We start from the raw sequence: 24981 nt of genomic DNA, 5'->3' as shown, positions 1-24981 counted from the left end.
CCATCCTCTCGTCCACAGATCGGTCAGGCGAGCGATTTTGCGCGTGGGGGACCGATAGGGTGCAGGTGTGAGCGCAAACGATTTCGCCAAGAGGATTCGGGGCCGGGAGCGGTTGATCGGGTACTGGGTGGTGATGGATGCACCGGTGGCGACCGAGCGGATCGCGAGGCTTGGGTACGACTACGTCGTACTGGATGGGCAGCACGGTCTGCTGGGGTACCAGGGGCTGTTGAACGGGCTGCTGGCGGTGGATGCGGGTGCTGCTCTTGGTGCCGGCGGAACGGTCGGGATCGTGCGGGTCGAGGCGAACCATCCGACCCCGATCGGCCGGGCGCTGGATGCGGGTGCGACCGGGGTGATCGTGCCGCTCGTGGACAACTCCGAGGACGTCACGCGGGCCGTGCAAGCGGCGAAGTATCCGCCGACCGGAGTGCGGTCCTTCGGGCCGATGCGGGCGTCGCTGCGGATCGGGCCGGTCCCGGCCGACGCCGACGCGGCGACCGTCGTACTGGCGATGATCGAGACGCCACTCGGGCTCAAGAACGTGGCCGAGATCTGCGCGACGCCGGGGCTCGACGGGATCTACGTCGGGCCGTCGGACCTCGGACTGTCGGTCGGGGCTCGCTTCCCCGGTGACCCCGAGGTCGAGGGGCCGTTCGAGGAGGCGGTCGCACTGATCGCGCGGACCGCGCAGGAGGCGGGGGTCGCGGCAGGCATCCACACCCAGGACGGGCAGTCCGCTCGGCGGCGGCTGAGCGAGGGCTACACCTTCGCGACCGTCGCGTCGGACCTCAGCCACCTCGAGGCCAGCGCCGCCGCGCACCTCGACACAGCACGTTCGTAGGAACATCGCGGCGTAGTCCCGGGTTAGGTTTCTTCAAGGGAGCACACCGAGGAGGCCGGGGATGAAAGCACCCGAGCGAGGGGCGTTGCCGCTGGGGCTGGCGGCGACGCTGGGCCGGGAGTACGGGCGGTTGACGGAGGTCGTCCAGGGGCTGAGCGACGCCGACTTCGGGCTCGCGACCAGATGCCCGGGGATGCCGGTCGGGCCGCTGCTGGTCCATCTGCTGTACGACGCCGAGCGCGCGCTGATCGCCTTCGCGAGCCCGGCCGTGGTCGGGCCGGACCGGGATTTCGTCACGTACTGGCAGGACTTCCCGGCGGGGATGGACGGCGACAATCCGGATACGAGCTTCGTCCGCGGCGTAGCCTCGTCGTACCGGCGGCCGGGGATGCTCGTGCAGCATTGGCGCGAGGTGTCCGAGGCCGCCGTACGCGCGGCTGCGGCCGGGCTGGCGGACAAGGGGCGGCGGATCGAGACGCAGGGTCACGTACTGCGGGCGACGGACTTCGTGGCCACGTTGGTGCTGGAGGCAACGGTCCACCATCTCGACCTGACCGTTGGTCTGCCGGATGCGCCCGAGCCAGATCCGGAGGCGCTGCAGGTCACCGCGCGGACGCTGGACGGGCTGTTCGGCCCGGAGGCGTGGGACCTGATCGGCTGGGACACGACGACGTACATCCTGAAGGCGACGGGCCGGGTGCCGCTGGACGAGGATGATCTGGACATGCTCGGTCCACATGCGGACCGCCTGCCGCTGCTGGGTTAGTTACAGCAGACCCGCGAACGGGTCGTCAAGGTCGTGCCAGTCCAGGCAGGCGAGCTCGGACTCGGTCAGCAGGCACGCGTCGAGGATCGACTGCAGCCGGGCCGGATCCAGACCCATGCCGGTCGCAACCACCGTGCACTCGGCCAGGTGCTCGCTGTCCGACCACTCGCCGAGCATGCCGAGCGACGCGCTGTACCCGGCGGACTCCCACCGCACGCGCTGCGTCGGCCGGTTCGCCAGCCAGACCACGCCACGGCTGCGGACGACGCCGTTCACGATGTCCTCGAGCGCGTCGTTCAACCGCGACGGATGCATCGGCCGCGTGGACCGCCAGAGCACGGTCGTCACGCCGTCACCACTCGGTTGGACCCGATCCGAAGACGCCAGCTCGCCGGCCCACGCCTCGGCCGCGTCGAAGTCGAACAGCCCGGTCCGCGCCACCGGCCCGTCCGGTACGCCGACTCGGTCCGCCACGACGACGGTTGTCCGCGGGTTCAGGTGCAGCAGCAGGTTGTGCAGTCGATCCGGCGCTGCGTTGCGGTGCAGGTTGGCGAGCACGCACACGTCGGCGTACTCGATCTGCCGCGCGGTGAGCTCGGCGACGTTGCGGCGGTCCGGCAGCCCGAGTGCGAGACCGCGCTCGTCGAGGAGCTCGTCACCGGACAGTTGCTCGACCAGCAGTACGGCGTCGACCACACAGGTGATCGTGTCGACGGCGATCTCCGGCAACCCCGCGACCAGTGAGCCTACGAGCGGTCGTGCCTCCATCGCCGGCGGAGCCGCCAGTACGACGTGATCCCAGCGCTGCCGTGCGACCAGGGCCTCGAGCAACGGCAGCAGCGACTCGATCAGCTGACACGCCCCACAGTCGTCCCCGACGGTGAACTCGCCGGCGTCGATCCGCCCGGACGCGTCCAGCACACGCCAGGACAGCACACCCCGCTCGCGCAACTCGTCCTGGTCGACCACCACGACCACGCTGGTGGTGTCGAGCATCGCGTCCAGCACAGGTTCCCGCAGTGTCGTGGAAAGCCCGACCAGCAGGGACAACGGCGTCTTCGAGTGGGCGGTCATCCCTCAAGTATATGAAAACGATTTTCATCAGTCCAGACCGGGAGTCGCCCGACTTTCCTGTCAGCACGGGAAATTCCCGGCCCTGCCGAGTTTTCGCAGGGCAAATCGTGGCGCGGTGGTTCTTGGGGTCTGGTAGGTGTTGGGCATGGCGATCGAGATCGGGCGGTTCGAGGGTGAGTGGGGCGAGCTCCTGGAGCTCATCGACGTGGCGTTCTCGGCGCCGTGGAGTGATGCGCAGCTGGAGGCGGAGCGGAAGGTCTGGGAGCCGGACCGGAGCATCGTCGCGATCGACGAGAAGCAACTGGTCGGCCACACAGCGGCGTTCTCGCACCTGATGACTGTGCCGGGCGCACAGGTGCCGATGGCCGGGGTGACCATGGTCGGGGTCCGTGCGACGCATCGCCGGCGCGGCATCCTGCGCGACCTGATGCGGGCTCAGCTGAACGAGATCCACGAGGCCGGGACCGAGCCGCTCGCCGGACTGACCGCGAGCGAGGCGGTGATCTACGGCAGGTTCGGGTACGGCCTCGCCAGCGACCACCAGGAGATCGTCGTACCGAAGCCCGCTCGCGAACTGCGGCCGGTCGCCGGCATCGACGACGTACGGATCAGGTACGTCGGGGTGCGCGAGACGCTGGCCGAGACCGCGGCGCTGCGCAACAAGCTGGCGACCGAGCGGGTCGGCATGTTCGAGCACAACGACCGGTGGCAGGAGCTGGTTGTCAGCGACAACGTGATGGTCGACCCGTCCAACGCCTCCGCGCTGCGCTGCGTGCTGGCCGAGCGGGACGGCGAGCTGACCGGGTTCGCGCACTACCGGACGAAGCGCGCCGACAAGGGGTTCGTCGAGGTACGGCGCGTGCATGCTGTCGACCTGGCCTCGCATGCCGCGCTCTGGCGCTACCTGCTGGAGCCGGACCTGCTGAGCGAGACGCGGTACGAGGCGCTGCCGTCGGACGACCCGCTGCTGGACCTGCTGGTCGACCAGCGGGCGCCGTCGCCGATCACCCGCGACGGTCTCTGGCTGCGGTTCGTCGACCTGGCCCCGGCGCTTGCGGCCCGGACATACGCCCGCGACATCGATGTCGTCCTCGAGGTGACCGACGGATTCCTGCCCTGGAACGCGGGCAAGTGGCACCTCGCCGGCGGTCCGGCCGGGGCGACCTGCGAGTCGACCACCCGGCCGGCCGATCTCACCGTCGACGTGCGCGATCTGGCCTCGGTCTACCTCGGCAAGCCGTCGTTCGTCCGGCTCGGTGCGGCCGGGCTGGCGCAGGAGCACACGGCCGGGGCGCTCGGGGCCGCGGCGCAAGCGTTTTCCACGAGCCGGCTTCCGTGGCTCGATACGGGCTTCTGATCGGTTAGCCTTCCTGGATGCACACCCACCGTCGGGGCGCGTGGACGCTGGCTGTCGTGCTGATCCTGGGGGTCACCGCGGCCGGATTCGTGGTGCTCGCCTCGGCCGGTGGTTCGGTGCGGCCGATCAGCGAGAGCACGCTCAAGTCGTCGCCCCGGCCATTGCCGACACTGACTCCGACGGACCGGGCTCAGCCGCCCACGCCGTTCTTCCCGCCGGAGAAGAAGGACGAGGGCAGCCGGCCGATGCCCGACTGGCTGAAGGCCTTGTGGCAGGCGCTGATCTACCTGGTGATCGCGGCCATCGTGCTCCTCCTCGGCCGGTTGCTCTACCGGATCCTCCGCAAGGTCGAGCTGCCCCAGGCCGAGACCGCGGACGCGGACTGGGAGCGGATGAAGGCGGACCGGCTGGCCGAGGCGGTCGACACCGGCCTCGCGCGCATCGACTCCGGTACGGCGACCGACGCGGTGATCGCCTGCTGGGTCGCACTGGAGGAAGCGGCCGCGTCCGCGGGACTGGCCCGGGAGCCGTCGGAGACACCTGCCGAGTTCACGGTCCGGGTCCTCGGCGTCGGCGGCATCTCCGAGCCGCAGCTGAACCGGCTCGGCGAGCTGTACCGCGAGGCCCGCTACTCGACGCACGGGTCGACCGAACAGGCCAGGGCCGAGGCGCGGGCTGCGTTGATGCGCCTGCGTGACGAACTGGCCGCCGTTCGATCCGCGCGGGCCGCGAAGCAGGCGGACGAGGTGGTGCCCGGATGACGTCGTACCGCTGGACTCCGTTGGACGAGAGCGCGCCACGGAACAGTGACCAAGGTGGCGGGCAGAAACGGCGTCTTCGGTCGATGCGGCTGGACAAGGCGCTGGTGCAGCACGTCGGGTTCACCGCGCTGGCGAGTCTGCTGCTGATCGGTGCGTTCGGTGCGGCCGGGATGGCGCCGCGGCCGCTGTGGTTCGTGGCGATGGCGCTGGCCATCGGATTCGGATCGCTGGCGCTGCGGCTGATCGTCCCGCAGGTGCTGGAGACCAACTGGCCGGCGCGGCAGGACGAGAAGCTGGCCGCGCTGCGGACCCGCAGCACCGACAACCGGACCCAGTTCGTCGCGACCTGGCTGCAGGAGTCGAGCCGCGAGCGCCGGGCCGGTGAGGGATCGCAGACGTTCGCCCGCCGGATCCGGCCGCTGCTGCTCGAGCTGACCACCGACCGGCTGGTGCACCGCCACGGCGTCGACCCCGCGCTGGAGCCGGACCGCGCCCGCGCGATCACCGGCGAACGGCTGTGGGCCCTGGTCATGGCAGACGACAAGCGCACCGCGTCCCTCGACGAGATCGAGGACGCGATCCAGACCATCGAGAACCTGTGAGGAACTGTGACTGATCGCGAGCTGAAGCTCGGTGAGGTGTCCGACCTGAGCCGCCAGGTGCTGGACCGGGTGAGCCAGGCAGTGGTCGGCAAGGCCGAGGCGCTCGAGCTCGTGCTTGCTGGCATCCTGGCCGGTGGTCACGTGCTGCTGGAGGACTACCCGGGGCTCGCCAAGACGCTGGCCGCGCGGTCGTTCGCGCAGGCGCTCGGGCTGGAGTTCCGGCGGGTGCAGTTCACTCCGGACCTGCTGCCGTCGGACGTCACCGGCGCGTTCGTGTACGACCAGAAGCAGTCCGAGTTCGTCTTCCGGCCCGGCCCGATCTTCACCGGGTTGCTGCTGGCCGACGAGATCAACCGGACCCCACCGAAGACGCAGGCTGCACTGCTGGAATCGATGCAGGAACACCAGGTCACCGTCGAGGGTCAGACCTTCCCGCTGCCCACCCCGTTCCACGTGCTCGCGACAGCGAACCCGGTCGAGTACGAAGGCACCTACCCGCTGCCCGAGGCGCAGCTCGACCGCTTCATGCTGCGGATCGGCTTCGGCTATCCCAGTGCCGCGGAGGAGTGGGAGGTACTGCGGCGCCGGATGAGCCGCCGTACTGAGGACCAGACCGTTGAGGCGGTCACGGACGCGGCCGGACTGCACGCTGCGCAGCGTGCGATCGAGACTGTCACTGTTGACGACACCGTCGGGCAGTACTGCGTCGACCTGGCCGCTGCCACCCGGCGCGACTCCCAGGTGCTCGTCGGTGCTTCGCCGCGTGGATCGCTGGCGCTGCTGCTGACGGCTCGGTCGTACGCCGTGATCCAGGGCCGGGACTACGTCGTACCGGAGGATGTGAAGGCGGTCGCGGTGCCGGCGCTTGCGCACCGGATCACGGTTCGTCCGGAGCTGTGGCTGCATGAGGTGACTGGCGCGACGGTGGTCCGCACTGTGCTGGGCTCGGTGGCGACGCCTCCCACCGTGGTCGGCGCGTCCCAGGGTGCGGTCCAGGACATGTCGCAGTGAGCGGAGCGCTCCGATGAGATGGAAGCCCACGCACGCCCAGATCCGCGCGGTCAGCGTGGCTGCGGTGTTGCTGGTGCTCGCAGTGCTGGCGCGACGGCCGGATGCGGCCGTGCTGGGTTTGCCGCTGGCGTTCGTCGCGGTCTGGAGCCGGTACTTCCGGCCGCGGGAGCGTCCCGAGGTGCACACCGAGCTGGACACGGACGTGTTGTTCGAGGGCCAGGCGACGACGTACCGGCTGGAGGTCTCCGGGACGATCGATCCGGACATCGACCTGATCGTGGCGGCGCTGCCGCGGTCGCAGTGGTTCCAGTACGACCCGGCGCAGGCCGCGATCGCTGAGCCGGTGTCCCAAGGCGCCGTGACCCTCGAGGTCGGCCTGCGGTCCAAGCGCTGGGGGATCCGCGCGCTCGAGCGGCCGACGGTCATCGCGACGTCGACGCTGGGTGCGTACCGGGTTCCGGTGGTGTCCGCCCGCGCGATGTCCGTGACCACGCTGCCGTTGCGCGAGGGCTTCGAAGCGGTCGACGCCATGCCCCGCCCGGCTGGCCTGGTCGGGCTGCACCGGTCGCGGCGGCCGGGCGAAGGGACCGAGTTGGCCGGAGTCCGTCCGTTCCGCACCGGTGACCGGCTCCGCCGGATCAACTGGTCGGTCTCGGCGCGGACCCGCGAGCTGCACGTGACGTCGACCTGGTCCGATCGCGACACCGAAGTGGTGATCCTGCTCGACACCGGCGGCGAGATCGGCATCAGTGAAGGGATCGACGGGCAGTCGAGCAGCCTCGACACCGGGGTCCGGGCCGCGGCTTCGATCGCGGAGCACTACCTGCGGCACGGCGACCGCGTCCGGCTGATCGACACCGGGAACACGGTCCGCGGCGTCCGGTCCGGCAGTGGTCGCGGTCACCTCCGCCGGATCCTGGACGCGCTCACCCACGCCGACCGCCAGGGCCGCCAGCAGGACGAGCAGCAGTTGGCTCGGCGGCACCGGATCAGGTCCGACAGCCTCGTGCTGGTGCTCAGCCCGCTGCTCCGGCAGACAGTGCTCGGGTACGTCGTGACGCTGGTGCACTCGGGATGCACTGTGATCGCCGTGGACACGCTGCCACCGGACGTCACCTCGGTGATCGACCTCGAAGAGCACGACGCGCGGACGTGGCCGCTGGCCTGGCGACTGCGACTGCTGGAGCGTCGTCGCGAGCTCGACCGGCTCGGCGACCTCGGCGTACCGACTGTGCCGTGGCATGGAGCCGGCACGCTGGACGAAGTACTGCGGGACGCCTCGCGACTCGCGGCGGCGCCGAGGATGCGCTCATGACCGCCGCCGAGAGGATCACCCTGTGGCTGGTGCAGCTGCGGGCCGCCGGCGAGGCGGCATTCCTCGCCCGGTTGGTAATCGCTGTCGCGGGCGGCGTCGCGCTGCTGATCTCGTGGCTGCAGCCGTGGGATCAGCTGGACCTGATCCCGCTGATCGCGATTCCGATGCTGGTGGCAACCGTCATCCTGCCGGACTCGCCGGCCGGGCTGGTCTTCATCATCGTGGTCGCGCTCGGCTGGGTCTTCCGGGCGCCGAGCGAGGTGGACTGGAGCGTGGTCGTGACCGGGATCGCCTTGCTGGTGGTGCATCTGGCCGCCGCGTTCACCGCGCAGATCCCGTCGTACGCGCGGGTGCACCGGGACTCGCTCCGGCGCTGGTTGTTGCCTGGGGCAATCGCTGTGCTGATCGGGCCGGTGGTTGCGGTGGCGGTCGCGGTCGTGCGCGGAGCGGACGTGCGGGGCTCGTTGCTGGTGACCGTGAGTGCGCTGGTGCTGTCGACGGTGGCGATCTGGTTCGCCTCCGGGCAGAAGCTCGGCAGGGACTGACTACTTCGCGTCGCCAAAGGTCGACGTGAGCTCCTCGGCCCACGGCATGCTGGCCGCGTCGGGACCGATCACCTGCATGGCGGACATGACCGTCAGCAGCATGCCGGTGGCGAGGAACTCGCGGGTCTCGGTCGGTGACGCGCCGGTCAGCTCGCGGACGAGGCTGTAGATGCGGCCGAAGCGCTCGCGGACCGCGTCGCCGATGGCCGGGTCGCGGCTGGCCGAGAAGCCGTGCAGCAGGACGAGGAGCAGCTCCGGCTCGGCCAGGAGCCGCTCGTAGTTGTGCCCGAGGGTGCGCAGCTCGGGTGATTCCTCGGCGGCCTCGCGGAAGATCTGCTCGATCCGGTCGCAGACGGACTGTACGGCGGCCAGGAACAGCTGCTGCTTGGTGCCGAACAGGCGGATCACGTACGGCTGTGAGACGCCGGCCAGCCGCGCGATCTCGTCCGTCTTGGTGCCTTCGTACCCGGAAGCGCCGAACGCCTGCACAGCCGCTTCCAGCACCTCCGCACCACGCTCAGCCGCGGTCAATCGCATCTTGGTGCCCATCGTTCTCCTCTCGGGTGGTCGACGCCCTCACCCACTGTCCCTTGACATGTTATCAGTGGATGCATACTTTGGTCTCACGAACTTGTTATCAGTGAATTACAACTAGGAGACCGAGATGACGTCGACCGCTCTCGATGAGCTGGGACCCACGCTGGAACCACCCGCGCAGCGGGCCCGTCGCGCCGGGCTGGGCGCCGTACTCGCCGCGGTGGGGATCCCGACCTTCATGGTCACGCTGGACAACCTGGTCGTGACGAACGCGCTGCCCGTGATCAAGTCGGAGCTCGGCGCGTCCCTGTCCGACCTGCAGTGGTTCGTGAACGCCTACACGCTGTCCTTCGCCGCGCTGCTGCTGACCGCGGCCGCGATCGGCGACCGCCTCGGGCGCAGGCGGATCTTCCTCGCCGGGATCGCCCTCTTCACACTCGCCTCGGCCGCCTGTGCGCTGGCCACCGAGCCGTGGATGCTGATCGGTGCCCGGGCGATTCAGGGCGTCGGCGCGGCCGCGGTGATGCCGTTGTCGCTGACGCTGCTGGCAGGCGCCGTACCGGAGCGGTTGCGGAGTGCCGCGATCGGCATCTGGGGTGGCATCTCCGGACTGGGTGTCGCAGTCGGTCCGGTCGTCGGCGGAGCTGTCGTCGACGGTCTGAACTGGCAGTGGATCTTCTGGCTGAACGTGCCGGTCGGTGTGGTCGCAGTGGTACTGGCCGCACGCGTCCTGACCGAGTCCAGGGGTACGGCGAAGAAGCTCGACCTGCTCGGACTCGTCCTGGCCGCGGCCGGCGTACTGGCCATCGTCTGGGGCGTTGTGCACGGTGCGGACGACGGCTGGACCTCTACGAGTGTGCTGGGCTCGCTGGTCGCCGGTGTGGCGTTGCTGGCCGCGTTCGTCGGGTGGGAGCGGCGGACCGCGTCGCCGATGCTGCCGCTGCGGTTGTTCTCGGTACGGGCGTTCAGCGTCATCAACATCACCTCGTTCACGTTCTCGGTCGGCGTCTTCGGGTCGGTGTTCCTGCTGGCGCAGTTCTTCCAGGTCGTGCAGGGCTACAGCCCGCTGGAGTCCGGCATCCGAACCATGCCGTGGACGATGGCGCCGATGGTGGTCGCGCCGATCGCCGGTCTGATCGTGGACCGGGTCGGGGCGCGCACGTTGATCACGTCCGGGCAGGTCTTCCTGGCAGTGGCGCTCGGCTGGCTCGCTCTGATCACCACCGCGTCGACGCAGTACAGCGAGATGGTGCTGCCGTTCATCCTGGCCGGTGTCGGGATGGGTCTGACGTTCGCACCGGCCGCGAGCGTCGTCATGGCCAGCGCGTCCGATGCCGACCGCGGTGTGGCTTCGGGGACGAACAACACCATCCGTGAGGTCGGTGTCGCGATGGGCGTGGCCGTGCTGGCCTCCGTGTTCGCCTCGGCGGGCTCCTACGAGTCGCCGGCCCGGTACGCCGATGGCCTGGTCCCCGCAGTGTGGACGGGTGCCGCGATCGTCGCCGTCGGCGCGGTCGTCGCGCTCCTGCTGCCGGGCCGCAAGCCGCGTTAATGTGTCTGCGTGCTGGACGCTGACGACGTACGACGGATCGCGCTGTCCTTCCCCCAGACGGTGGAGAAGCAGCGGTGGGGACACCCGACGTTCGACGTCGCGGGGCGGATGTTCGTGACGGTGCCGGACGACCAGACCTCGTTCGCGGTCCGGTGTCCCCGGCTGGAGCGGGAAGAGCTGATCGCGGCGGAACCCGGGAAGTTCTGGGTTCCGCCGCACGAGGCGGGTTCGAACTGGGTTCGGGCCCGCCTCGCCGCGCTCGAGGACGCCGGCGAACTGCACGACATCCTGGTCGACTCCTGGCGGCAGGTCGCGCCGCCCGGGCTGACCGTCAGCTGACGTTGGCCGCCGAGGCCGAGAAGGTGTTGCAGGTGGCCGGGTTGCCGGTCTTGAACGACCTGCCCATGAAGCGCGCCTGGCTGGCCTTGCTGCCGTGGTCGCCCTGCTCCGGCGGGTCGCCGGCGGTGACGACGTACTTGTTCCAGACGCTGAGCATCAGGCCGTTGATCGGGTAGCTGCGCTTGTTCACGGCCAGGAAGACGCCGGCGAAACAGTTCGCCTGCAGCTCCATCCGGCGCGTCATCCGCATCTGGCTCGCATCGTCCGGAGCGTCGTACCGCATCCGGCTGGAGGCCTGCAGGATCCCGGTCTCGTTCTGCACGCTGTGGCCGTACTCGTGCGCGATCGACCGGGTGTACCACATCCGCGCGTAGGCCTTCGCCTCCGGATCGGAGTACTCGTTGTAGGCCTTCACGAAGACGTCGACCTTCATGTACATCATGTGGTTCGCCGAGCAGTAGAACGGCACGTTGACCGCGCCACCGGAGCATGGGTTCGACACGCTCGTGCCGGACCAGTAGACCATCTGCGGCGCCTTGAACGTGTAGCCCGCCTTGGCCACCATCGGCGCCCAGGACTTGTCCAGGCACGGCTTGATCGCGGCCCAGTACGCCGCCGCGTTGCGGGCCGTGTTCGGCCGGACGCTCGGCTCCTTGCAGTTCACCGGCGCCATCTGGCCGACCGTGTACAGCTTGTTCTTGGCAACGATCGTCGCGTCGGACGGTCCGTTCGGCTGTGTCGTCGTACTCGACGTCGGTTCCTCGGTGGGCTGCTCGGTCGGCTCGGACGTCGGCCCGGTCGGCGAGGGCGTGTGGCGGCCGGAGCTCACCGGTGGCGTGTAGTTGCTGTCGGCATTCTTCTTGACGATGCCGAAGATCCACGCGCCGGCGACGGCCAGCACCACCAGGCTGAGGACCAGGAACGCCGGGCCCTTGGACTTCTTCCGCGGCGGCGGTCCAGCGTTGGGTCCCCAACCGAATCCCTGCTGCGGTGCCACATACACCGGTGGGTAGAGCTGCCCGTACTGCGACTGCCCGGGGTATTGGCCAGGTGGCGGACCGTACTGCGGCTGCCCGCCGTACTGGCCGGGTGGCGGTCCGTAAGGACCTGGCTGCGGCGGTGGGCCGGGCTGCTGCTGGTACGGCGGATTCTGGCCAGGTGGCCCGCCGTACGGTGTCTGGCTCAACCCTGTTCCTTTCGCTGGAGAGCCATGGATAGCGGTCGCCACAGTACCGGGAATATCAGGTCAGCTCCGAGCTCAGCTGCGGGTAGGGTCGGCCAGGTGAGCGAAGCCACCACACCGGACAGCCCGATCGACCAGCTCTCCGAGCAGTATCTGGAGCAGTACGTCGTCCTGCAGCCGATCTCCGCGACCTATCTGGGCATCACCGGCCACGACCACGAGTTGCCGGACTACACGCCGTCCGGTTTCGAGGCGCTGACCGAACTGACGCAGCGGACCGTCGCCGAGGCCCAGGCCACTGCGACGAGCAGCCCGCGCGAGGAGGTCGCCAAGGATGCGTTCCTGGAGCGGCTCGGACTGGAGCTGGAGCGATACCAGGCCGGTGTCCCGCAGCACCAGCTGAACGCGATCGCCTCGGTCCCGTCCGAGATCCGCTCGGTGTTCGACCTGATGCCGACCGCGACCGAGCAGGACTGGGAGACCGTCGCGATCCGGCTCAACCAGGTCGGTACGGCGCTCGACGGGTACCGCGAGACGTTGCTGGAGCAGGCCGGGCTCGGACGTGTGTCGGCGCTGCGTCAGGTGAACGACCTGGCCGCCCGGATCGCCAGCTGGACCGGTGCCGAGGGCGACGACTTCTTCGCCGGCCTGGCCGCGCAGGCACCCGATGGCGCGGTCAAGTCGGAGGTCGAGGCCGCGTCCGCCTCGGCGCGGAAGGCGTACGAGCAGTTCGGCGCCTGGCTGACTGCGGAGATCGCACCGCGTGCGCCGCAGCGGGACGCGTGCGGCCGGGAGGTGTACGAGCTGGCCTCGCGCAGCTTCCTCGGTGCCGCGATCGACTTCGAGGAGACGTACGCCTGGGGCTGGGAGGAACTGGCCCGGATCGAGGCGGACATGCAGGCGATCGCGGCCGGCCTGAACGGCGGCGACCGCAGCATCGAGGCCGCCGCGGCCGTGCTCGACAACGACCCGGGCCGCAAGATCCACGGCAAGGAGGCGTTCCGCGACTGGATGCAGGAGATGTCCAACGCGGCCGTGGCCGAGCTGGGCGCGACTCACTTCGACATCCCGGACGAGATCCGCACGCTCGAGTGCATGATCGCGCCGACCTCGGACGGCTCGATCTACTACACCCAGCCGAGCGAGGACCTGACCACCCGGCCGGGCCGGATGTGGTGGGCGGTGCCGAGCGGCATCGAGGACTTCGCCACCTGGCGCGAGGTCACCACGGTCTACCACGAGGGCGTGCCCGGGCATCACCTCCAGTGCGCGCAGACCATGCTGCGCACCGACCTGCTGAACCGGTGGCAGCGGCTCGACTGCTGGGTCTCCGGTCACGGCGAGGGCTGGGCCCTGTACGCCGAACGCCTGATGGAGGAGCTGGGTTACCTCGAGGACCCGGGTGCCCGCTTCGGCATGCTGGATGCGCAGGGCTTCCGCGCGGCCCGGGTGATCATCGACATCGGCATGCACCTGGAGCTGGAGATCCCGCGCGACAACCCGTTCGGCTGGCGGCCGGGCGAGCGCTGGAACGCCGAGCTCGGGTTCGAGTTCCTGCGGGCGCACTGCCGGATGGAGAGCGAGTTCCTGCGGGCCGAGCTGAACCGTTACCTCGGTTGGCCGGGGCAGGCGCCGTCGTACAAGGTGGGCGAGCGGATCTGGCTGCAGGCGCGGGAGGAGGCCAAGCAGCGCAAGGGTGCCGCGTTCGACCTGCGGTCGTTCCACTCCGACGCGCTGAATCTGGGCTCGATCGGACTGGACCCGCTGCGCCGGGCCCTCGCCAAGCTGTGAGCGACGCGGCCGTGCCTGTGCGGTTTGTGCTGGCGTCCGCGTCGCCGGCGCGGCTGAAGACGTTGCGTGGTGCGGGAGTCGAGCCGGAGGTGATCGTCTCCGGTGTCGACGAGGACCACATCACCGCGGAGAGCCCGGGCGAGCTGGCCCGGCTGCTGGCGACGCTGAAGGCACGAGCGGTCGTGGCGAGCCTGACTGAGCACGCGACCGTGCTCGGGTGCGACTCGGTGCTCGAGCTCGACGGTGAGCCGTACGGCAAGCCCGGTACGCCGGAAGTCGCGCGCGAACGACTGCGGTCGATGCGCGGGCGGAGCGGCGTACTGCACACCGGACACTGCCTGATCGACACGAACTCCAAGCAGGAACTGCGGGAGCTGGAGTCGACCGAGGTGTTCTTCGCCGACCTGACCGACGAGGAGATCGACGCGTACGTCGCCACCGGTGAACCGCTGGTCGTTGCGGGGTCATTCACCGTTGACGGTCTCGGCGGCCCGTTCGTCACCGGCATCAACGGCGACTACCACAACGTCGTCGGTGTCTCCCTGCCGTTGCTCCGCCGCATGCTTGCCGAGGTAGGCATCTCGTGGCCGGCGCTCTGGCGATCCACCACGCCCTTCGCCTACGACGAACCCGAAGCAGCCCGCTACGACGACACCCGAGGCGGCGTGGAACGCGCGCAGGCCGCAGCATTCGCGGTCGACTCACTCCTGCCGAAAGGTGGGAGAGTACTGGAACTGGCGGTGGGGACCGGGATCGTCGGGGCAGAGCTTGTTGCCCTCGGCCACTTAGTACACGGGGTCGACCTGTCGTCGGCGATGCTTCGGCGGGCGCGGGTTCGGTTGCCTGGGCATGTTGCCGCTGCCGACGCCGCCAAGCTTCCGATCGCCGACCGACGGTGTGATGCGGTGGTCGCGGTTTGGTTCTTGCATCTCTTGGAGGACATCGACGCCGCTCTGGCCGAGGTCGCGCGAGTCCTGCGCCCCGACGGTGTCTTCGTCACCACCACCGACAAGTCCGACGCGGGCCGCTACGCCGACGGCCGAGGTCTGAACGACACCCGCGCGCAAGACGCCATCACCCACCTCGTCGCTCGAGCAGCCCACCACGGCCTCACCCTCGACGGCGCGACCACCTTCCCCGGCCCACCCCGCAACACCGATCAGACCCCGATCTACCCCCTGGTCCGCTTCCGGCGTACCTAAGCCTTCAGGCCGGCCTTCGCGTCCAACTCCTGGAGGAGGTCGTGGGCGGCGAGTTCGACTGCCTTGTGGCGCCATTCGGAGGCGCGGTAGACGCAGGCGATCAGACCGGTCCGATGGATGCGGCGGAAGTCGCCCATGACGAAGGCGTACCGCGCCTTGGTCTCGTCGCCGGCACCGTCGGTCAGTCCGAGGTGCCAGGCGCCGTACTCCGCCCAGTTGTGCTTGTCGAGGAAGGCGTTCTGGTCGTCCGCCCGGGGCTGGACCTCGCCCCAGTCGCTGTCCAGCACGTACTGCCGTCCGTCGATCAGCTTCCGCGCGTACTCGACGGCTTCCGGGTTGACCTCGTATCTGGCCATGCCCTCAGTGTCACGGATGAGCGGACGCGCGCCAACGACCCGGGCCGGGGTGGAGCGGACGGCGGGCGTGCCGCCAGTACGTCGCCCAGTCCGACGCGCGATCCGGTTCAGCCGGTACGGCGGCCGCCGCGGAGCGCGCCGCGATCACGGCCACCAGAGCGGCGAGCTCCTCCGGCGTCGGATTGCCTTTGACTACCTCCAAGCCACTCACAGTGGGATGTTCCCATGCTTCTTGGGTGGCAGGGTGTCGCGCTTCGTGCGCAGCAGGCGCAGGGCGCGGATGATCTCGGCGCGGGTCTCGCTCGGCTTGATGACCGCGTCGATGTAGCCGCGCTCGGCCGCGATGTACGGGTTCGCCAGGTGGTCCTCGTACTCCGTGATCAGCTGCTGGCGGCGGGACTCGGCGTCGTCGGAGCCGGCCAGTTCGCGTCGGTACAGGATGTTGACCGCACCCTGCGCACCCATCACCGCGATCTGGGCGGTCGGCCAGGCGATGTTCATGTCCGCGCCCAGGTGCTTCGAGCCCATCACGTCGTACGCGCCGCCGTAGGCCTTGCGGGTGATCACGGTGATCATCGGCACGGTCGCCTCGGCGTACGCGTAGATCAGCTTCGCGCCGCGGCGGATGATGCCGTTCCACTCCTGGTCGGTGCCGGGCAGGAAGCCGGGGACGTCGACGAAGGTCAGGATCGGCAGGTTGAACGCGTCGCAGGTGCGGACGAAGCGGGCCGCCTTCTCGGAGGCGTCGATGTCGAGGGTGCCGGCGAACTGCATCGGCTGGTTCGCGACCACGCCGACCGGGCGGCCCTCGACCCGGCCGAATCCGACGATCATGTTCGGCGCGAACAGCGTCTGCACCTCGAGGAAGTCGCCGTCGTCGACCACCGCCTCGATCGCGGTGTGCATGTCGTACGGCTGGTTCGGCGAGTCCGGGATCAGCGTGTCCAGCGCGAGGTCGGTCTCGGTCACCTCGAGGTCGGCCGGGGCGTCGTACACCGGCGGGTCCTCGAGATTGTTCTGCGGCAGGTGGCCGACGAGTGCCTTGACCCACTCGATCGCGTCCTCCTCGTCGCTGCCGAGGTAGTGCGCGTTGCCAGACTTGGTGTTGTGGGTCCGGGCGCCGCCTAGCTCCTCCTGGCTGACGTCCTCACCGGTGACGGTCTTGATCACGTCCGGCCCGGTGATGAACATGTACGACGACTCGTCCACCATCACGGTGAAGTCGGTGACCGCGGGGGAGTAGACCGCACCACCGGCACACGGGCCCATGATCAGCGAGATCTGCGGGATCACACCGGAGGCACGGACGTTGCGGCGGAAGATCTCGCCGTACAGACCGAGGCTGACCACGCCCTCCTGGATCCGCGCGCCGCCGGAGTCGTTGATGCCGATCAGCGGGCAGCCGATCTTCATCGCCAGGTCCATCACCTTGACGATCTTCTCGCCGAAGACCTCGCCGAGGCTGCCGCCGAAGACGGTGAAGTCCTGCGCGAACACGCACACCTGCCGGCCGTCGATGGTGCCGAACCCGGTCACCACGCCGTCGCCGTACGGGCGGTTGCCGTCCAGGCCGAACGACGTCGAGCGGTGCCGGGCGAACTCGTCCAGCTCGGAGAAGGAGCCCTCGTCCAGCAGCAACGCGATCCGCTCGCGGGCAGTCTTCTTGCCGCGGGCGTGCTGCTTCTCCACCGCGCGCTCCGACCCGGCGTGCACCGCCTCGTCGAGCCGGTGCTCGAGGTCCGCGAGCTTCCCGGCGGTGGTGTGGATGTTCACGGTCTCTCCCATAATCGGGCAGCCTAATGGCAGCGCGCCGTGACGTGTTGTGACGTCGGCCGCAACGCGGCCAGGGGTACGCCGTCCTCAGGCCGGGCCGACGGCGAAGATCTTGGTCAGCCGGGCCGCCAGCGCCAGGTCGCCGCGGACCGAGAGGCGTTGCTTGAGCACGGCCAGGACGGGGTCTTCGTTGCCGGTGACAACCCGCAGCAGGGTGGCCGGGTCGGTCCGGATCGAGATGTCGGCGGCCTCGGGCGGCTCGGACAGCAGCCGGCAGCGGCCGTCGCTGACCCGGATCCAGTACTCGTCCACGCCGTCGGGACGACCGTCCCCGCCGGCCCCCGTGATCTGCCAGGCGACGATCGCATCGAACCCGGCGGCCCGGGCGGGGCGGAGATACTCCGGCATCCGGCGAAAGATCTCGCGCAACGCGATCTCTCGCACACCCCCGATGAGCCGATGCCGAAGCTCCCGCTCCGAGGTCCGGTCGACCAGCCGGGCCAGCTCACTCGCGTCCAGGGCGGTGAGGCCCTCGGACTCGAGCCAGCCGGCACTGCCTCGCTCGGCCATCGACCACCCCCGCGGCAGTTCTCGCCAGACCTGTCCGGTAGTTCCTACCAGACTGTAGGAATTTCCTACGATGCTGTAGGTTTGTCAAGTGGTTGGGGACACATCAGGGGATACGGAAAAACGCCGGCGGGCGGCCCATCTGGGTCCGGAGAAGCGACGCCCGATGCTCCTGGACGCGGCTCTCGAGGTGTTCTCCGCGAACGGCTACGCCGGGACGACGATGCAGTCGGTTGCGGACGCCGCGGGCGTGACCAAGCCGGTCGTCTACGACTGCTTCGCCAACCGCGACGAACTGCTGCTGGCCCTGCTCGCCCGCGAGGAGCAGCACCTCGTCGTCTCGATCGTCTCCGCGCTCCCGGCCGATCCGAGCGTCGGCACTCCCGAGGAGCAGGTGCTCGACGGTTTGACCGCATTCCTTACCACCGCCTCGAAGAACCCGCAGTCCTGGCGGATCGTCTTCGGAGCCCAGTACGGCGCCGCCCCGGCAGTGTCTGAGCGAGTCCGGGCCGCCCGGGCGTTCCTGGTCGAAGGCCTGCGGCTGACCCTGCTGAAGTCGTTGCCAGGCGTCACCGACCCGGATGCGAACCTGCCGGTCCTGGCCGAGCTGCTCGCCTCGATGACCGAGTCCTGCGCCCGGATGCTCGTGGTCGACGGCACCGACCGGACCCCGCCCGAGCTGGCCAAGGTCGTCTCCCAGGTCGTCGGCGGCGGCTTCGGTAACGTCTGATCGCCTTACTGGGAAGTAGCTGAGCAGTCGGTCACGATCGGCTTCCAGCTGTTGGACTGAGCGGCGCCGACGTGCGCCCGCCGATAGGGTGGGCGAACGTGACCGAGACCGGTAGTCAGGCAACCGCGCGCACCCGTACCCGCGCACGTTTCGAAGTCCCCGAGGAGCTGCGTGCCGACGTACGGCTGCTCGGCGAACTGCTCGGACGTGTTCTCGTCGAGTACGCCGGACAGCCGCTGCTCGACGACGTGGAGAAGCTGCGCGAACTCACCATCGCCGGTGACGGCGCGGCGGCAGAGCAGCTGGTGGCCTCCTGGCCGCGCGAGCGGGCCGAGGACGTGGCCCGGGCCTTCACCTGCTACTTCCACCTCACCAACCTGAGCGAGGAGCTGCACCGGGCTCGCGTCCTGCGCGAGCGCGACCGCGCGAGTGACAGGCCCGCGGTGTCAGAGCTGGCCCAGGCGGTCGAGCAGATCTCGCGGGACAGCGGTGAGCAGCAGGCCCGCGCATTGCTCAACGGGCTGGAGTTCCGCCCGGTGCTGACCGCGCACCCGACCGAGGCCCGCCGCCGCGCCGTACTCGCGACGATCCGGCGCATCTCGTCGTTGCTGGAGGAGCGGAGCGATCCTCGCGCGGGCGACAGCGAGCTGGCCGAGAACCGGCGCCGTCTGATCGAGCAGGTCGACATCCTCTGGCGTACGTCGCAACTGCGCACCAGCCGGCCGTCGCCGCTGGACGAGGTGCGGTCCGCGATGGCCGTGTTCGAGGAGACGCTGTTCGATGTGGTGGGCAACGTCTACCGCCGCCTCGACGACGCGCTGGCCGGTGACTCGGCCGGGACCAGGCCGCCGGTGGTGGCCCCGTTTGTCCGGCTCGGCTCGTGGATCGGTGGCGACCGGGATGGCAACCCGAACGTCACCGCGGCGATCACCCGCGAGGCGATGCAGATCCAGGCCGACCATGTCCTGCGGGCGCTCGAGCAGGCCACGGACGAGCTAGGCCGGGCCCTGACGCTGGACGCCGCGACCACGCCGCCGTCCGCCCCGGTTCGCCGCATCCTGGAGGACGCACGGGCCGTCAACCCCGATCTGATCGCGGACATCGAGACGCGCTCGCCTGCCGAGCCTCACCGGCAGCTCTTGCTTCTCGCCGCGCGCCGACTGGCCGCGACCCGGGCTCGGGACGCGGACTTCGGCTACCCACGGGCGTCCGACTTCCAGCACGAGCTCAAGGTGCTGCAGGACTCGCTGGTCACCGCAGGCGCACCACGTCAGGCGTACGGCGACCTGCAGCAGCTGATCTGGCAGGTGACGTCGTTCGGCTTCCACCTGGCCGAGCTGGAGGTCCGTCAGCACTCGTCGGTCCACGCCAAGGCGCTGGAAGAGGTGCTTGGTGGTGGCGAGCTGTCCGACCAAACCGAGGAGGTGCTGGCGACGCTGCGGGTGATCGGTCAGATCCAGCAGCGCTTCGGCCCCGAGGCCTGCCGCCGGTATGTCGTTTCGTTCACCCGGAACGCCGGCGACCTCGCAGCGGTCTACGAGCTCGCGGACGCCGCGATGGACGGCCGCCCGATCGAGCTGGACGTCGTACCGCTGTTCGAGACCGGGGAGGACCTGCAGAACTCGGTGGAGGTGCTGGACAACGCGATCCAGCTCACCCGGGTCCGGCACCGGCTCACCGCCAACGACCGGCGCTTCGAGGTCATGCTCGGGTACTCCGACTCCGCCAAGGACGTCGGACCGGTGTCGGCGACGCTGGCCCTGTACGACGCGCAGGCGCGGATCACCGCATGGGCACAGCGCAATGCGATCCGGCTGACGCTGTTCCACGGTCGTGGTGGTGCACTCGGCCGTGGCGGTGGTCCGGCGAACCGCGCCGTACTGGCGCAGGCTCCTGGATCCGTGGCCGGCCGGTTCAAGCTCACCGAGCAGGGTGAGGCGATCCCGGCTCGCTACGGCAACGCTCCGATCGCGCAGCGGCACATCGAGCAGGTGACTGCGGCGACGCTGCTGGCGTCCACGCCCGCTGTCGAGGAGCGAGCGGCTGTGGCGGCGGACCGGTTCGCCGTGATGGAGAAGACGCTCGACGAGGCGGCGCGTACGGCGTACCACCGGCTGGTGAAGGCGGATGGCTTCGCGGACTGGTTCGGCCGGGTGACTCCGCTGGAGGAGCTCGGGCAGCTGCCCCTCGGCTCGCGTCCGGCCCGTCGCGGCGTGGCGGTGTCGTCGCTGGAGGACCTGCGGGCGATCCCGTGGGTGTTCGCCTGGTCGCAGGCGCGCGTGAACGCACCAGGCTGGTACGGCCTCGGGTCCGCGCTGTCGGCCGTCGGGGACGTCGCCGTACTGCGGGATGCGAACCAGAACTGGCCGCTGTTCCAGGTGATGCTGGAGAACGCGGAGATGTCGCTGGCGAAGACCGACCGGCGCATCCTCGGCCGCTACCTGGAGCTGGGTGACCGGCCCGACCTGACCCAGCTGATGCTGGACGAGCACGAGCTCACCACGGAGTGGGTGCTGCGAGTGCTCGACCAGGACCGTCTGCTGGCCGGGCGTCGCGTCCTCGGCCGTGCGGTCGAGCTGCGGAACCCGTACGTCGACGCCCTCAGCTACCTGCAGTTGCGGGCGCTCCGGACGCTGCGGACCGACGACTCGCTCGACGAGGACCAGATCGTCCGCACCAGGCGCCTGCTGTTGCTGACCGTCTCGGGTGTCGCCGCCGGCCTGCAGAACACCGGCTGATGTTCAGCGATCTGGAGCGGCCGCCCCTCGATGCACGCTTTCTGAGTGGGCGGCTGGTACGACCCGGCTCGTTCTGGACGCAGATCGACGTACTGGCCGAGACGGAGTCGACGAACGCGGTTGTCGCGGCGGCTGCGAGTGCTGGGGCTCCGGAAGGGCTCGTGGTTGCTGCTGAACACCAGTCGTCCGGTCGTGGGCGGTTGGGGCGCACGTGGACCACTCCGGCTCGGTCTGCGGTGCTCATGTCGGCTCTGCTGCGCCCGACGGGTGTGAGCCCGGCACACTGGCCTTGGCTGGGTCTCCTGGTGCCGTTGGCCGTGGCAGCCGCCGTACGGCGGGTTGGCGAGATCCCCGCTTTGGTCAAGTGGCCGAACGACGTACTGGTTGAGGACCGGAAGCTTGCGGGCATCCTGCTCGAGCGGATCGAGGGCCCGGCCGCTGTGGTTGGCATCGGTCTCAACGTGACGCTGCGCGAGGCCGAGAAGCCGCATCCGGCCGCGACATCCCTCGCCCTGGAAGGCGCCGCGACCACCGATCGCGCCACCGTCCTGGCCGCCGTACTGCGCGAGCTGTCCACGCGCTACCAAGCCTGGGTCGCGGCGGACGGAGACCCGGACACGATCCTGCCGGAGTACCACGAGCTCTCCGCCACCCTGGGCCGGTCCGTCCGCGTCGAACTCCCCGACGGCACCTACCTCGAAGGCACCGCTCGCGACCTTGCCGACGACGGCCGCCTCATCGTCGACACAGCAGACGGCCCCCGCCCCCTGGCCGCCGGCGACGTCACCCACCTACGCGCGGGTTGAGAGCTCGCCGATCGTTCGGCCACTGCTCGGGCGGTGGATGACGACGATCTGGTTGCCGGCTCGGACAGTGCCGGTGGACAGGACCTTGAGGTAGGCGCCGACGCGGCCGGTGGCCACGAATCGGCGGTGGAACTTCGGGATACCCATCCGGGCGGACAGGTTGCCGCAGGGGTCGCGGGGTGACCTGACCTCGACGAGGATGCCGGTCTTCGGGCCGCCGATGCGCCAGCGTTCGCCGATCAGGGCGCCGGTGATGTCGAGGCCGTGGGTAGTGAGGTTCTCGCCGAACAGGCCTGGTGGGATCTCGCGGTCGAGCTCGGCCGACCACCAGTCGGCGTCCTCCTCGGCGTACGCGTAGAGGGCCTTGTCCGGGCCGCCGTGGTACCGGCGGTCGCACTGCTCGTCCCCGGCCAGCCCGAGTTCGGTGACTGCGACCGGACCGCTGGCCGGGCGCTTGTCGATCGCCGTCCAGCGGGTCGGACCGCGGATGAGTTCGTGGACGACGTTGACCGCCAGGAGCCGCGCGGACATCAGCGTGACTGGGTGGTGATCCAGCGGATGGGGTCGCCGCCGTCGAAGTCGTCGCGGCCGGCGTCGTGCAGGGCACCGGCGACGAGAGTACGGCGGTACGACGCGAACGTGATGACGTGGGCGATCATCGCGCCGGCCGTGTAGACCTCGACGTTCTCGCCGGGGCAGACGATCAGTTCGTCCAGGCGGTCCTGCGCGCAGAGTTCGCCGATCTCGGCCGCGAACGCCGGCCCGACCTCGTCGAGGCGGCGGCGCATGCTCTGCACGCTTTCTCCCTGCTCGACGGAGAAGTCGTACTCCTGACCGGCCAGCGCCGCGTGCCACATGCCCAGCTGACCGATCAGCCGGGAGAGCAGGGAGCGGAGGGTCGGCTCGTCGTCGATGCCCTCGACCGAGATCTCGATCCTGGTGTCCAGTTGCTCGTCGGTCAGCGTCGCGGTCTCGTCGAGCATCCTGCCCAGGAGCCAGACGTGGTGGTCGACGATCGTACGGAGAAGATCCATGGAGCTCACCTTGTCCCTGGCCGGCACGCGCAGGCCGTTCGGTGGATGGAAATGGATGCCACTCGGCGCGTCGATCCGGATCCGGTCCGGGCGGCCACGCCACGCCGCCGGCGGGACGCCGTACGCCCGGCTGAAGGCACGCGTGAACGCCTCGTGGGATCCGTACCCGGCCTCGACCGCGACGTCGAGGATGTGCCCCGGCCCGGTCAGCAGCCGGTACGCCGCCCGCTCCAGCAGGATCCGGCGCCGGAACGCCCCCGGCCGCTCGCCCGCGGCGGTCGCCACGACCCGGTCAAGGTGCGACCGCGACAGCCGCACCCGGGCAGCCAGGTCGGAGGCCTTCGCCTCAGGCTCGTCCAGCGCTTCGGCCAGTACATCGACGAAGGCGGCGAACACGTCGGTGGTCATGCCACCTATCGTGCCGCCGCCCAGGTCGGAGTACTTGATCGTTTTCGCTGTTTCAGCTGGTGAAGATCTTGACTGCGGTGATCAGGGTCTCGATCACGCCGTACCCGAGCAGCACGGCGACCAGCAGCCAGGAGACCACCAGGCGTGGGGTCTGGTTCATCGGGATGCCTCCACGGTCGTCTCGGAGCTTTCGTGGAACTTGTCGGCGACCGACCGGATCAGCAGGTTGGCGACGAACCCGACGGCCAGCACTCCGACCATCGTGAACAGCGCCGGCCGGTACGCCTCGGCCGTCAGTGTGCCGGGCTTGCCCTCGCGGTCCAGGAAGCCGTTGATGATCAGCGGCCCGGCGATACCAGCCGCCGACCACGCGGTCAGCAGCCGACCGTGGATCGCGCCCACCTGATAGGTGCCGAAGAGATCCCGCAGGTACGCCGGTACGGTCGCGAAACCGCCGCCGTAGAACGAGATGATCACCGCGGCCAGCAGGACGAAGATCGCCGTGCTGTTGTGCCCGACGGTGGCGAGCAGGAAGTAGGCGATGATGCCGACGCCGAGATACATCATGTAGATCGGCTTGCGGCCGATCACGTCCGACGTCGTCGACCAGCCGAACCGGCCGCCCATGTTGAAGATCGACAGCAGCCCGACGAAGCCGGCCGCCGCGGCGACCGCGACGCTGGACTTGCCGTCGTCACCGCGGAAGAAGTCCTGGATCATCGGGCTGGCCTGCTCGAGGATGCCGATCCCCGCGGTGACGTTGCAGAACAGGACCACCCAGAGCAGCCAGAACTGCGGGGTCTTGATCGCGTTCGCGGCGGATACGTTCGCGGTGGTAACCATGGTCTTCTGCTTGACCGTCGCCGGGTCGAAGCCGTCGGGCACCCAGCCTTCGGCCGGCACCCGGATGTTGAAGACGCCGAACATCATGATCGCGAAGTAGACGATGCCGAGGGTGAGGAACAGCCCGACCAGCGCGCCGCCACCGGCGACCGACGTACTGACGTCCGGGTCGTAGCCCGAGTCGTACAGGCTCAGCAACTGACGCGACAGCGGGCTCGCGACCAGGGCGCCGCCGCCGAAGCCCATGATCGCCAGGCCGGTGGCCAGTCCCGGGCGGTCCGGGAACCACTTGATCAGCGTGGACACCGGCGAGATGTACCCGATCCCGAGTCCGATACCTCCGATGAAGCCGTAGCCCAGGTAGACCAGCCAGAGTTGCCCTGTGCCGATGCCGAGGGCGCCGACCAGGAACCCGGAGGCCCAGAAGCAGGCGGCGACGAACATCGCCTTGCGTGGGCCATTGCGCTCCACCCAGGTGCCACCGACGGCGGCGGACAGGCCCAGCATCACGATCGCGATGCTGAACACCACGCCGACCGCGGTCTGGCTGGTGTCGAAGTGCTTGACCATCGACGTCTTGTACACGCTGGTCGCGTACGCCTGGCCGATACACAGGTGGACCGCCAGTGCAGCCGGCGGAATCAGCCAGCGGCTGTATCCCGGGGGTGCGACGGTGTGCTCCCGGTCGAGTACCGACAAGATGCCCATCACGGCTCCTTCTCTCGGCCCCCCAGTTGTTACCCCTCGCGCATCTTGGCTGACTGTATGCATTTTGTGAAGTGTTAAACCACTTTCTCACCGAACGTGTCGGGGCGGGACAACCGAACCTGGTTGCTGTGACACTGGA

26 protein-coding genes are annotated in these 24981 nt (G+C 69.5%); 15 read left to right on the top strand and 11 right to left on the bottom strand.

The genetic code is table 11. From position 1 onward, the window contains the following. Window positions 1-67: 67 nt before the first annotated feature. Complete coding sequence (locus E0H73_RS07515; protein ID WP_131352760.1) at window positions 68-844, top strand: HpcH/HpaI aldolase family protein; 777 nt, start codon at window positions 68-70, stop codon at window positions 842-844. A 61-nt stretch (window positions 845-905) separates the two neighbouring features. Then, entirely contained in the window at window positions 906-1610 is a 705-nt protein-coding gene (locus E0H73_RS07510; protein WP_131352759.1) for a maleylpyruvate isomerase N-terminal domain-containing protein, read from the top strand. On the opposite strand, the gene E0H73_RS07505 is transcribed toward E0H73_RS07510, so the two are convergent. After that, on the bottom strand, window positions 1611-2684 hold the full coding sequence (locus E0H73_RS07505) for a CobW family GTP-binding protein (protein WP_131352758.1): 1074 nt from the start codon (window positions 2682-2684) through the stop codon (window positions 1611-1613). A gap of 145 nt (window positions 2685-2829) precedes the next feature. Here E0H73_RS07505 and E0H73_RS07500 point away from each other — a divergent pair, with 145 nt between their 5' ends. Genes E0H73_RS07500 through E0H73_RS07475 form a run of 6 tightly spaced genes read left to right on the top strand, consistent with a single transcriptional unit; the run spans window position 2830 to window position 8275 of the window. Further along, window positions 2830-4041 carry a GNAT family N-acetyltransferase gene (locus E0H73_RS07500; RefSeq protein ID WP_131352757.1) on the top strand — a complete coding sequence of 404 codons (1212 nt, stop codon included), beginning with the start codon at window positions 2830-2832 and terminating at the stop codon, window positions 4039-4041. 17 nt (window positions 4042-4058) lie between these two features. After that, a complete protein-coding gene (locus E0H73_RS07495; protein ID WP_131352756.1) occupies window positions 4059-4802 on the top strand; it encodes a DUF4129 domain-containing protein in 744 nt (247 codons plus the stop codon). Then, window positions 4799-5404 (top strand): hypothetical protein, encoded by a 606-nt coding sequence (locus E0H73_RS07490; protein WP_238163874.1) that lies wholly within the window; start codon window positions 4799-4801, stop codon window positions 5402-5404. The genes E0H73_RS07495 and E0H73_RS07490 overlap by 4 nt, the downstream gene beginning before the upstream one ends. A gap of 6 nt (window positions 5405-5410) precedes the next feature. Next, window positions 5411-6415, top strand: a complete 1005-nt coding sequence (locus E0H73_RS07485) for an AAA family ATPase (RefSeq protein ID WP_131352755.1) — start codon at window positions 5411-5413, stop codon at window positions 6413-6415. A gap of 13 nt (window positions 6416-6428) precedes the next feature. Next, the gene (locus tag E0H73_RS07480) at window positions 6429-7730 is read left to right on the top strand and encodes a DUF58 domain-containing protein (RefSeq protein ID WP_131352754.1); all 1302 of its coding nucleotides are present in this window, start codon (window positions 6429-6431) and stop codon (window positions 7728-7730) included. After that, window positions 7727-8275, top strand: a complete 549-nt coding sequence (locus E0H73_RS07475) for a hypothetical protein (RefSeq protein WP_131352753.1) — start codon at window positions 7727-7729, stop codon at window positions 8273-8275. Before E0H73_RS07480 ends, E0H73_RS07475 begins: the two co-directional genes overlap by 4 nt. On the opposite strand, the gene E0H73_RS07470 is transcribed toward E0H73_RS07475, so the two are convergent. Then, entirely contained in the window at window positions 8276-8824 is a 549-nt protein-coding gene (locus tag E0H73_RS07470; protein WP_131352752.1) for a TetR/AcrR family transcriptional regulator, read from the bottom strand. It abuts the gene before it with no gap. Between the two features lie 115 nt (window positions 8825-8939). Between E0H73_RS07470 and E0H73_RS07465 the strand changes: the two genes are divergently transcribed. Beyond that, window positions 8940-10364, top strand: coding sequence for an MFS transporter (locus E0H73_RS07465; RefSeq protein ID WP_131352751.1), 1425 nt, complete (start codon window positions 8940-8942; stop codon window positions 10362-10364). A gap of 9 nt (window positions 10365-10373) precedes the next feature. Beyond that, window positions 10374-10703, top strand: coding sequence for an MmcQ/YjbR family DNA-binding protein (locus E0H73_RS07460; RefSeq protein WP_131352750.1), 330 nt, complete (start codon window positions 10374-10376; stop codon window positions 10701-10703). On the opposite strand, the gene E0H73_RS07455 is transcribed toward E0H73_RS07460, so the two are convergent. After that, window positions 10696-11889, bottom strand: a complete 1194-nt coding sequence (locus E0H73_RS07455; RefSeq protein WP_131352749.1) for a neutral zinc metallopeptidase — start codon at window positions 11887-11889, stop codon at window positions 10696-10698. The genes E0H73_RS07460 and E0H73_RS07455 overlap by 8 nt on opposite strands. A 96-nt stretch (window positions 11890-11985) precedes the next feature. Between E0H73_RS07455 and E0H73_RS07450 the strand changes: the two genes are divergently transcribed. Both E0H73_RS07450 and E0H73_RS48220 read left to right on the top strand, forming a co-directional pair. Then, window positions 11986-13677, top strand: coding sequence for a DUF885 domain-containing protein (locus E0H73_RS07450; protein WP_238163873.1), 1692 nt, complete (start codon window positions 11986-11988; stop codon window positions 13675-13677). Between the two features lie 11 nt (window positions 13678-13688). Beyond that, window positions 13689-14879 (top strand): Maf family nucleotide pyrophosphatase, encoded by a 1191-nt coding sequence (locus tag E0H73_RS48220; RefSeq protein WP_337590314.1) that lies wholly within the window; start codon window positions 13689-13691, stop codon window positions 14877-14879. Here E0H73_RS48220 and E0H73_RS07440 read toward each other — a convergent pair. From E0H73_RS07440 to E0H73_RS07425, 4 genes are all read right to left on the bottom strand, one after another. After that, complete coding sequence (locus E0H73_RS07440; RefSeq protein ID WP_131352747.1) at window positions 14876-15235, bottom strand: hypothetical protein; 360 nt, start codon at window positions 15233-15235, stop codon at window positions 14876-14878. The two genes, E0H73_RS48220 and E0H73_RS07440, sit on opposite strands and share 4 nt — an antisense overlap. Window positions 15236-15245: 10 nt before the next feature. Further along, a complete protein-coding gene (locus E0H73_RS07435; protein ID WP_202867245.1) occupies window positions 15246-15446 on the bottom strand; it encodes an acyl-CoA carboxylase subunit epsilon in 201 nt (66 codons plus the stop codon). After that, a complete protein-coding gene (locus tag E0H73_RS07430; RefSeq protein WP_202867244.1) occupies window positions 15443-17020 on the bottom strand; it encodes an acyl-CoA carboxylase subunit beta in 1578 nt (525 codons plus the stop codon). The genes E0H73_RS07435 and E0H73_RS07430 overlap by 4 nt, the downstream gene beginning before the upstream one ends. Window positions 17021-17095: 75 nt before the next feature. After that, on the bottom strand, window positions 17096-17578 hold the full coding sequence (locus E0H73_RS07425; RefSeq protein ID WP_131352745.1) for an SCP2 sterol-binding domain-containing protein: 483 nt from the start codon (window positions 17576-17578) through the stop codon (window positions 17096-17098). A gap of 163 nt (window positions 17579-17741) precedes the next feature. Between E0H73_RS07425 and E0H73_RS07420 the strand changes: the two genes are divergently transcribed. The 3 genes from E0H73_RS07420 to E0H73_RS07410 all read left to right on the top strand — a co-directional run bounded on the left by E0H73_RS07420 (window position 17742) and on the right by E0H73_RS07410 (window position 21849). After that, window positions 17742-18305 carry a TetR/AcrR family transcriptional regulator gene (locus tag E0H73_RS07420; protein WP_131352744.1) on the top strand — a complete coding sequence of 188 codons (564 nt, stop codon included), beginning with the start codon at window positions 17742-17744 and terminating at the stop codon, window positions 18303-18305. A 98-nt stretch (window positions 18306-18403) separates the two neighbouring features. Continuing rightward, on the top strand, window positions 18404-21043 hold the full coding sequence (locus E0H73_RS07415; protein ID WP_131352743.1) for a phosphoenolpyruvate carboxylase: 2640 nt from the start codon (window positions 18404-18406) through the stop codon (window positions 21041-21043). Continuing rightward, the gene (locus E0H73_RS07410) at window positions 21043-21849 is read left to right on the top strand and encodes a biotin--[acetyl-CoA-carboxylase] ligase (protein ID WP_131352742.1); all 807 of its coding nucleotides are present in this window, start codon (window positions 21043-21045) and stop codon (window positions 21847-21849) included. Before E0H73_RS07415 ends, E0H73_RS07410 begins: the two co-directional genes overlap by 1 nt. On the opposite strand, the gene E0H73_RS07405 is transcribed toward E0H73_RS07410, so the two are convergent. Genes E0H73_RS07405 through E0H73_RS07395 form a run of 4 tightly spaced genes read right to left on the bottom strand, consistent with a single transcriptional unit; the run spans window position 21835 to window position 24842 of the window. Continuing rightward, window positions 21835-22380, bottom strand: a complete 546-nt coding sequence (locus E0H73_RS07405) for an MOSC domain-containing protein (protein WP_131352741.1) — start codon at window positions 22378-22380, stop codon at window positions 21835-21837. The genes E0H73_RS07410 and E0H73_RS07405 overlap by 15 nt on opposite strands. After that, window positions 22380-23291 carry a helix-turn-helix transcriptional regulator gene (locus tag E0H73_RS07400; protein ID WP_131352740.1) on the bottom strand — a complete coding sequence of 304 codons (912 nt, stop codon included), beginning with the start codon at window positions 23289-23291 and terminating at the stop codon, window positions 22380-22382. The genes E0H73_RS07405 and E0H73_RS07400 overlap by 1 nt, the downstream gene beginning before the upstream one ends. Window positions 23292-23343: 52 nt before the next feature. After that, window positions 23344-23451 (bottom strand): MFS transporter small subunit, encoded by a 108-nt coding sequence (locus tag E0H73_RS48325; protein ID WP_420323307.1) that lies wholly within the window; start codon window positions 23449-23451, stop codon window positions 23344-23346. Further along, entirely contained in the window at window positions 23448-24842 is a 1395-nt protein-coding gene (locus tag E0H73_RS07395) for an OFA family MFS transporter (RefSeq protein ID WP_202867243.1), read from the bottom strand. Before E0H73_RS07395 ends, E0H73_RS48325 begins: the two co-directional genes overlap by 4 nt. Window positions 24843-24981 lie beyond the last annotated feature (139 nt).

This window comes from Kribbella pittospori, from assembly GCF_004331465.1.
GTDB lineage: Bacteria > Actinomycetota > Actinomycetes > Propionibacteriales > Kribbellaceae > Kribbella > Kribbella pittospori.
Note: the sequence above shows the minus strand (reverse complement) of the source record. Positions and strands in the feature narration are given on the sequence as shown.

Coding starts and splice junctions, on each gene's coding strand:
- E0H73_RS07430 (WP_202867244.1), bottom strand. CDS start 17,020: ATGGGAGAGACCGTGAACATCCACACCACCGCCGGGAAGCTCGCGGAC.
- E0H73_RS07490 (WP_238163874.1), top strand. CDS start 4,799: ATGACGTCGTACCGCTGGACTCCGTTGGACGAGAGCGCGCCACGGAAC.
- E0H73_RS07470 (WP_131352752.1), bottom strand. CDS start 8,824: ATGGGCACCAAGATGCGATTGACCGCGGCTGAGCGTGGTGCGGAGGTG.
- E0H73_RS07420 (WP_131352744.1), top strand. CDS start 17,742: ATGCTCCTGGACGCGGCTCTCGAGGTGTTCTCCGCGAACGGCTACGCC.
- E0H73_RS07495 (WP_131352756.1), top strand. CDS start 4,059: ATGCACACCCACCGTCGGGGCGCGTGGACGCTGGCTGTCGTGCTGATC.
- E0H73_RS07465 (WP_131352751.1), top strand. CDS start 8,940: ATGACGTCGACCGCTCTCGATGAGCTGGGACCCACGCTGGAACCACCC.
- E0H73_RS07400 (WP_131352740.1), bottom strand. CDS start 23,291: ATGACCACCGACGTGTTCGCCGCCTTCGTCGATGTACTGGCCGAAGCG.
- E0H73_RS07395 (WP_202867243.1), bottom strand. CDS start 24,842: ATGGGCATCTTGTCGGTACTCGACCGGGAGCACACCGTCGCACCCCCG.
- E0H73_RS07440 (WP_131352747.1), bottom strand. CDS start 15,235: ATGGCCAGATACGAGGTCAACCCGGAAGCCGTCGAGTACGCGCGGAAG.
- E0H73_RS07480 (WP_131352754.1), top strand. CDS start 6,429: ATGAGATGGAAGCCCACGCACGCCCAGATCCGCGCGGTCAGCGTGGCT.
- E0H73_RS48325 (WP_420323307.1), bottom strand. CDS start 23,451: ATGAACCAGACCCCACGCCTGGTGGTCTCCTGGCTGCTGGTCGCCGTG.
- E0H73_RS07475 (WP_131352753.1), top strand. CDS start 7,727: ATGACCGCCGCCGAGAGGATCACCCTGTGGCTGGTGCAGCTGCGGGCC.
- E0H73_RS07425 (WP_131352745.1), bottom strand. CDS start 17,578: ATGGCCGAGCGAGGCAGTGCCGGCTGGCTCGAGTCCGAGGGCCTCACC.
- E0H73_RS07505 (WP_131352758.1), bottom strand. CDS start 2,684: ATGACCGCCCACTCGAAGACGCCGTTGTCCCTGCTGGTCGGGCTTTCC.
- E0H73_RS07500 (WP_131352757.1), top strand. CDS start 2,830: ATGGCGATCGAGATCGGGCGGTTCGAGGGTGAGTGGGGCGAGCTCCTG.
- E0H73_RS07410 (WP_131352742.1), top strand. CDS start 21,043: ATGTTCAGCGATCTGGAGCGGCCGCCCCTCGATGCACGCTTTCTGAGT.
- E0H73_RS07405 (WP_131352741.1), bottom strand. CDS start 22,380: ATGTCCGCGCGGCTCCTGGCGGTCAACGTCGTCCACGAACTCATCCGC.
- E0H73_RS07510 (WP_131352759.1), top strand. CDS start 906: ATGAAAGCACCCGAGCGAGGGGCGTTGCCGCTGGGGCTGGCGGCGACG.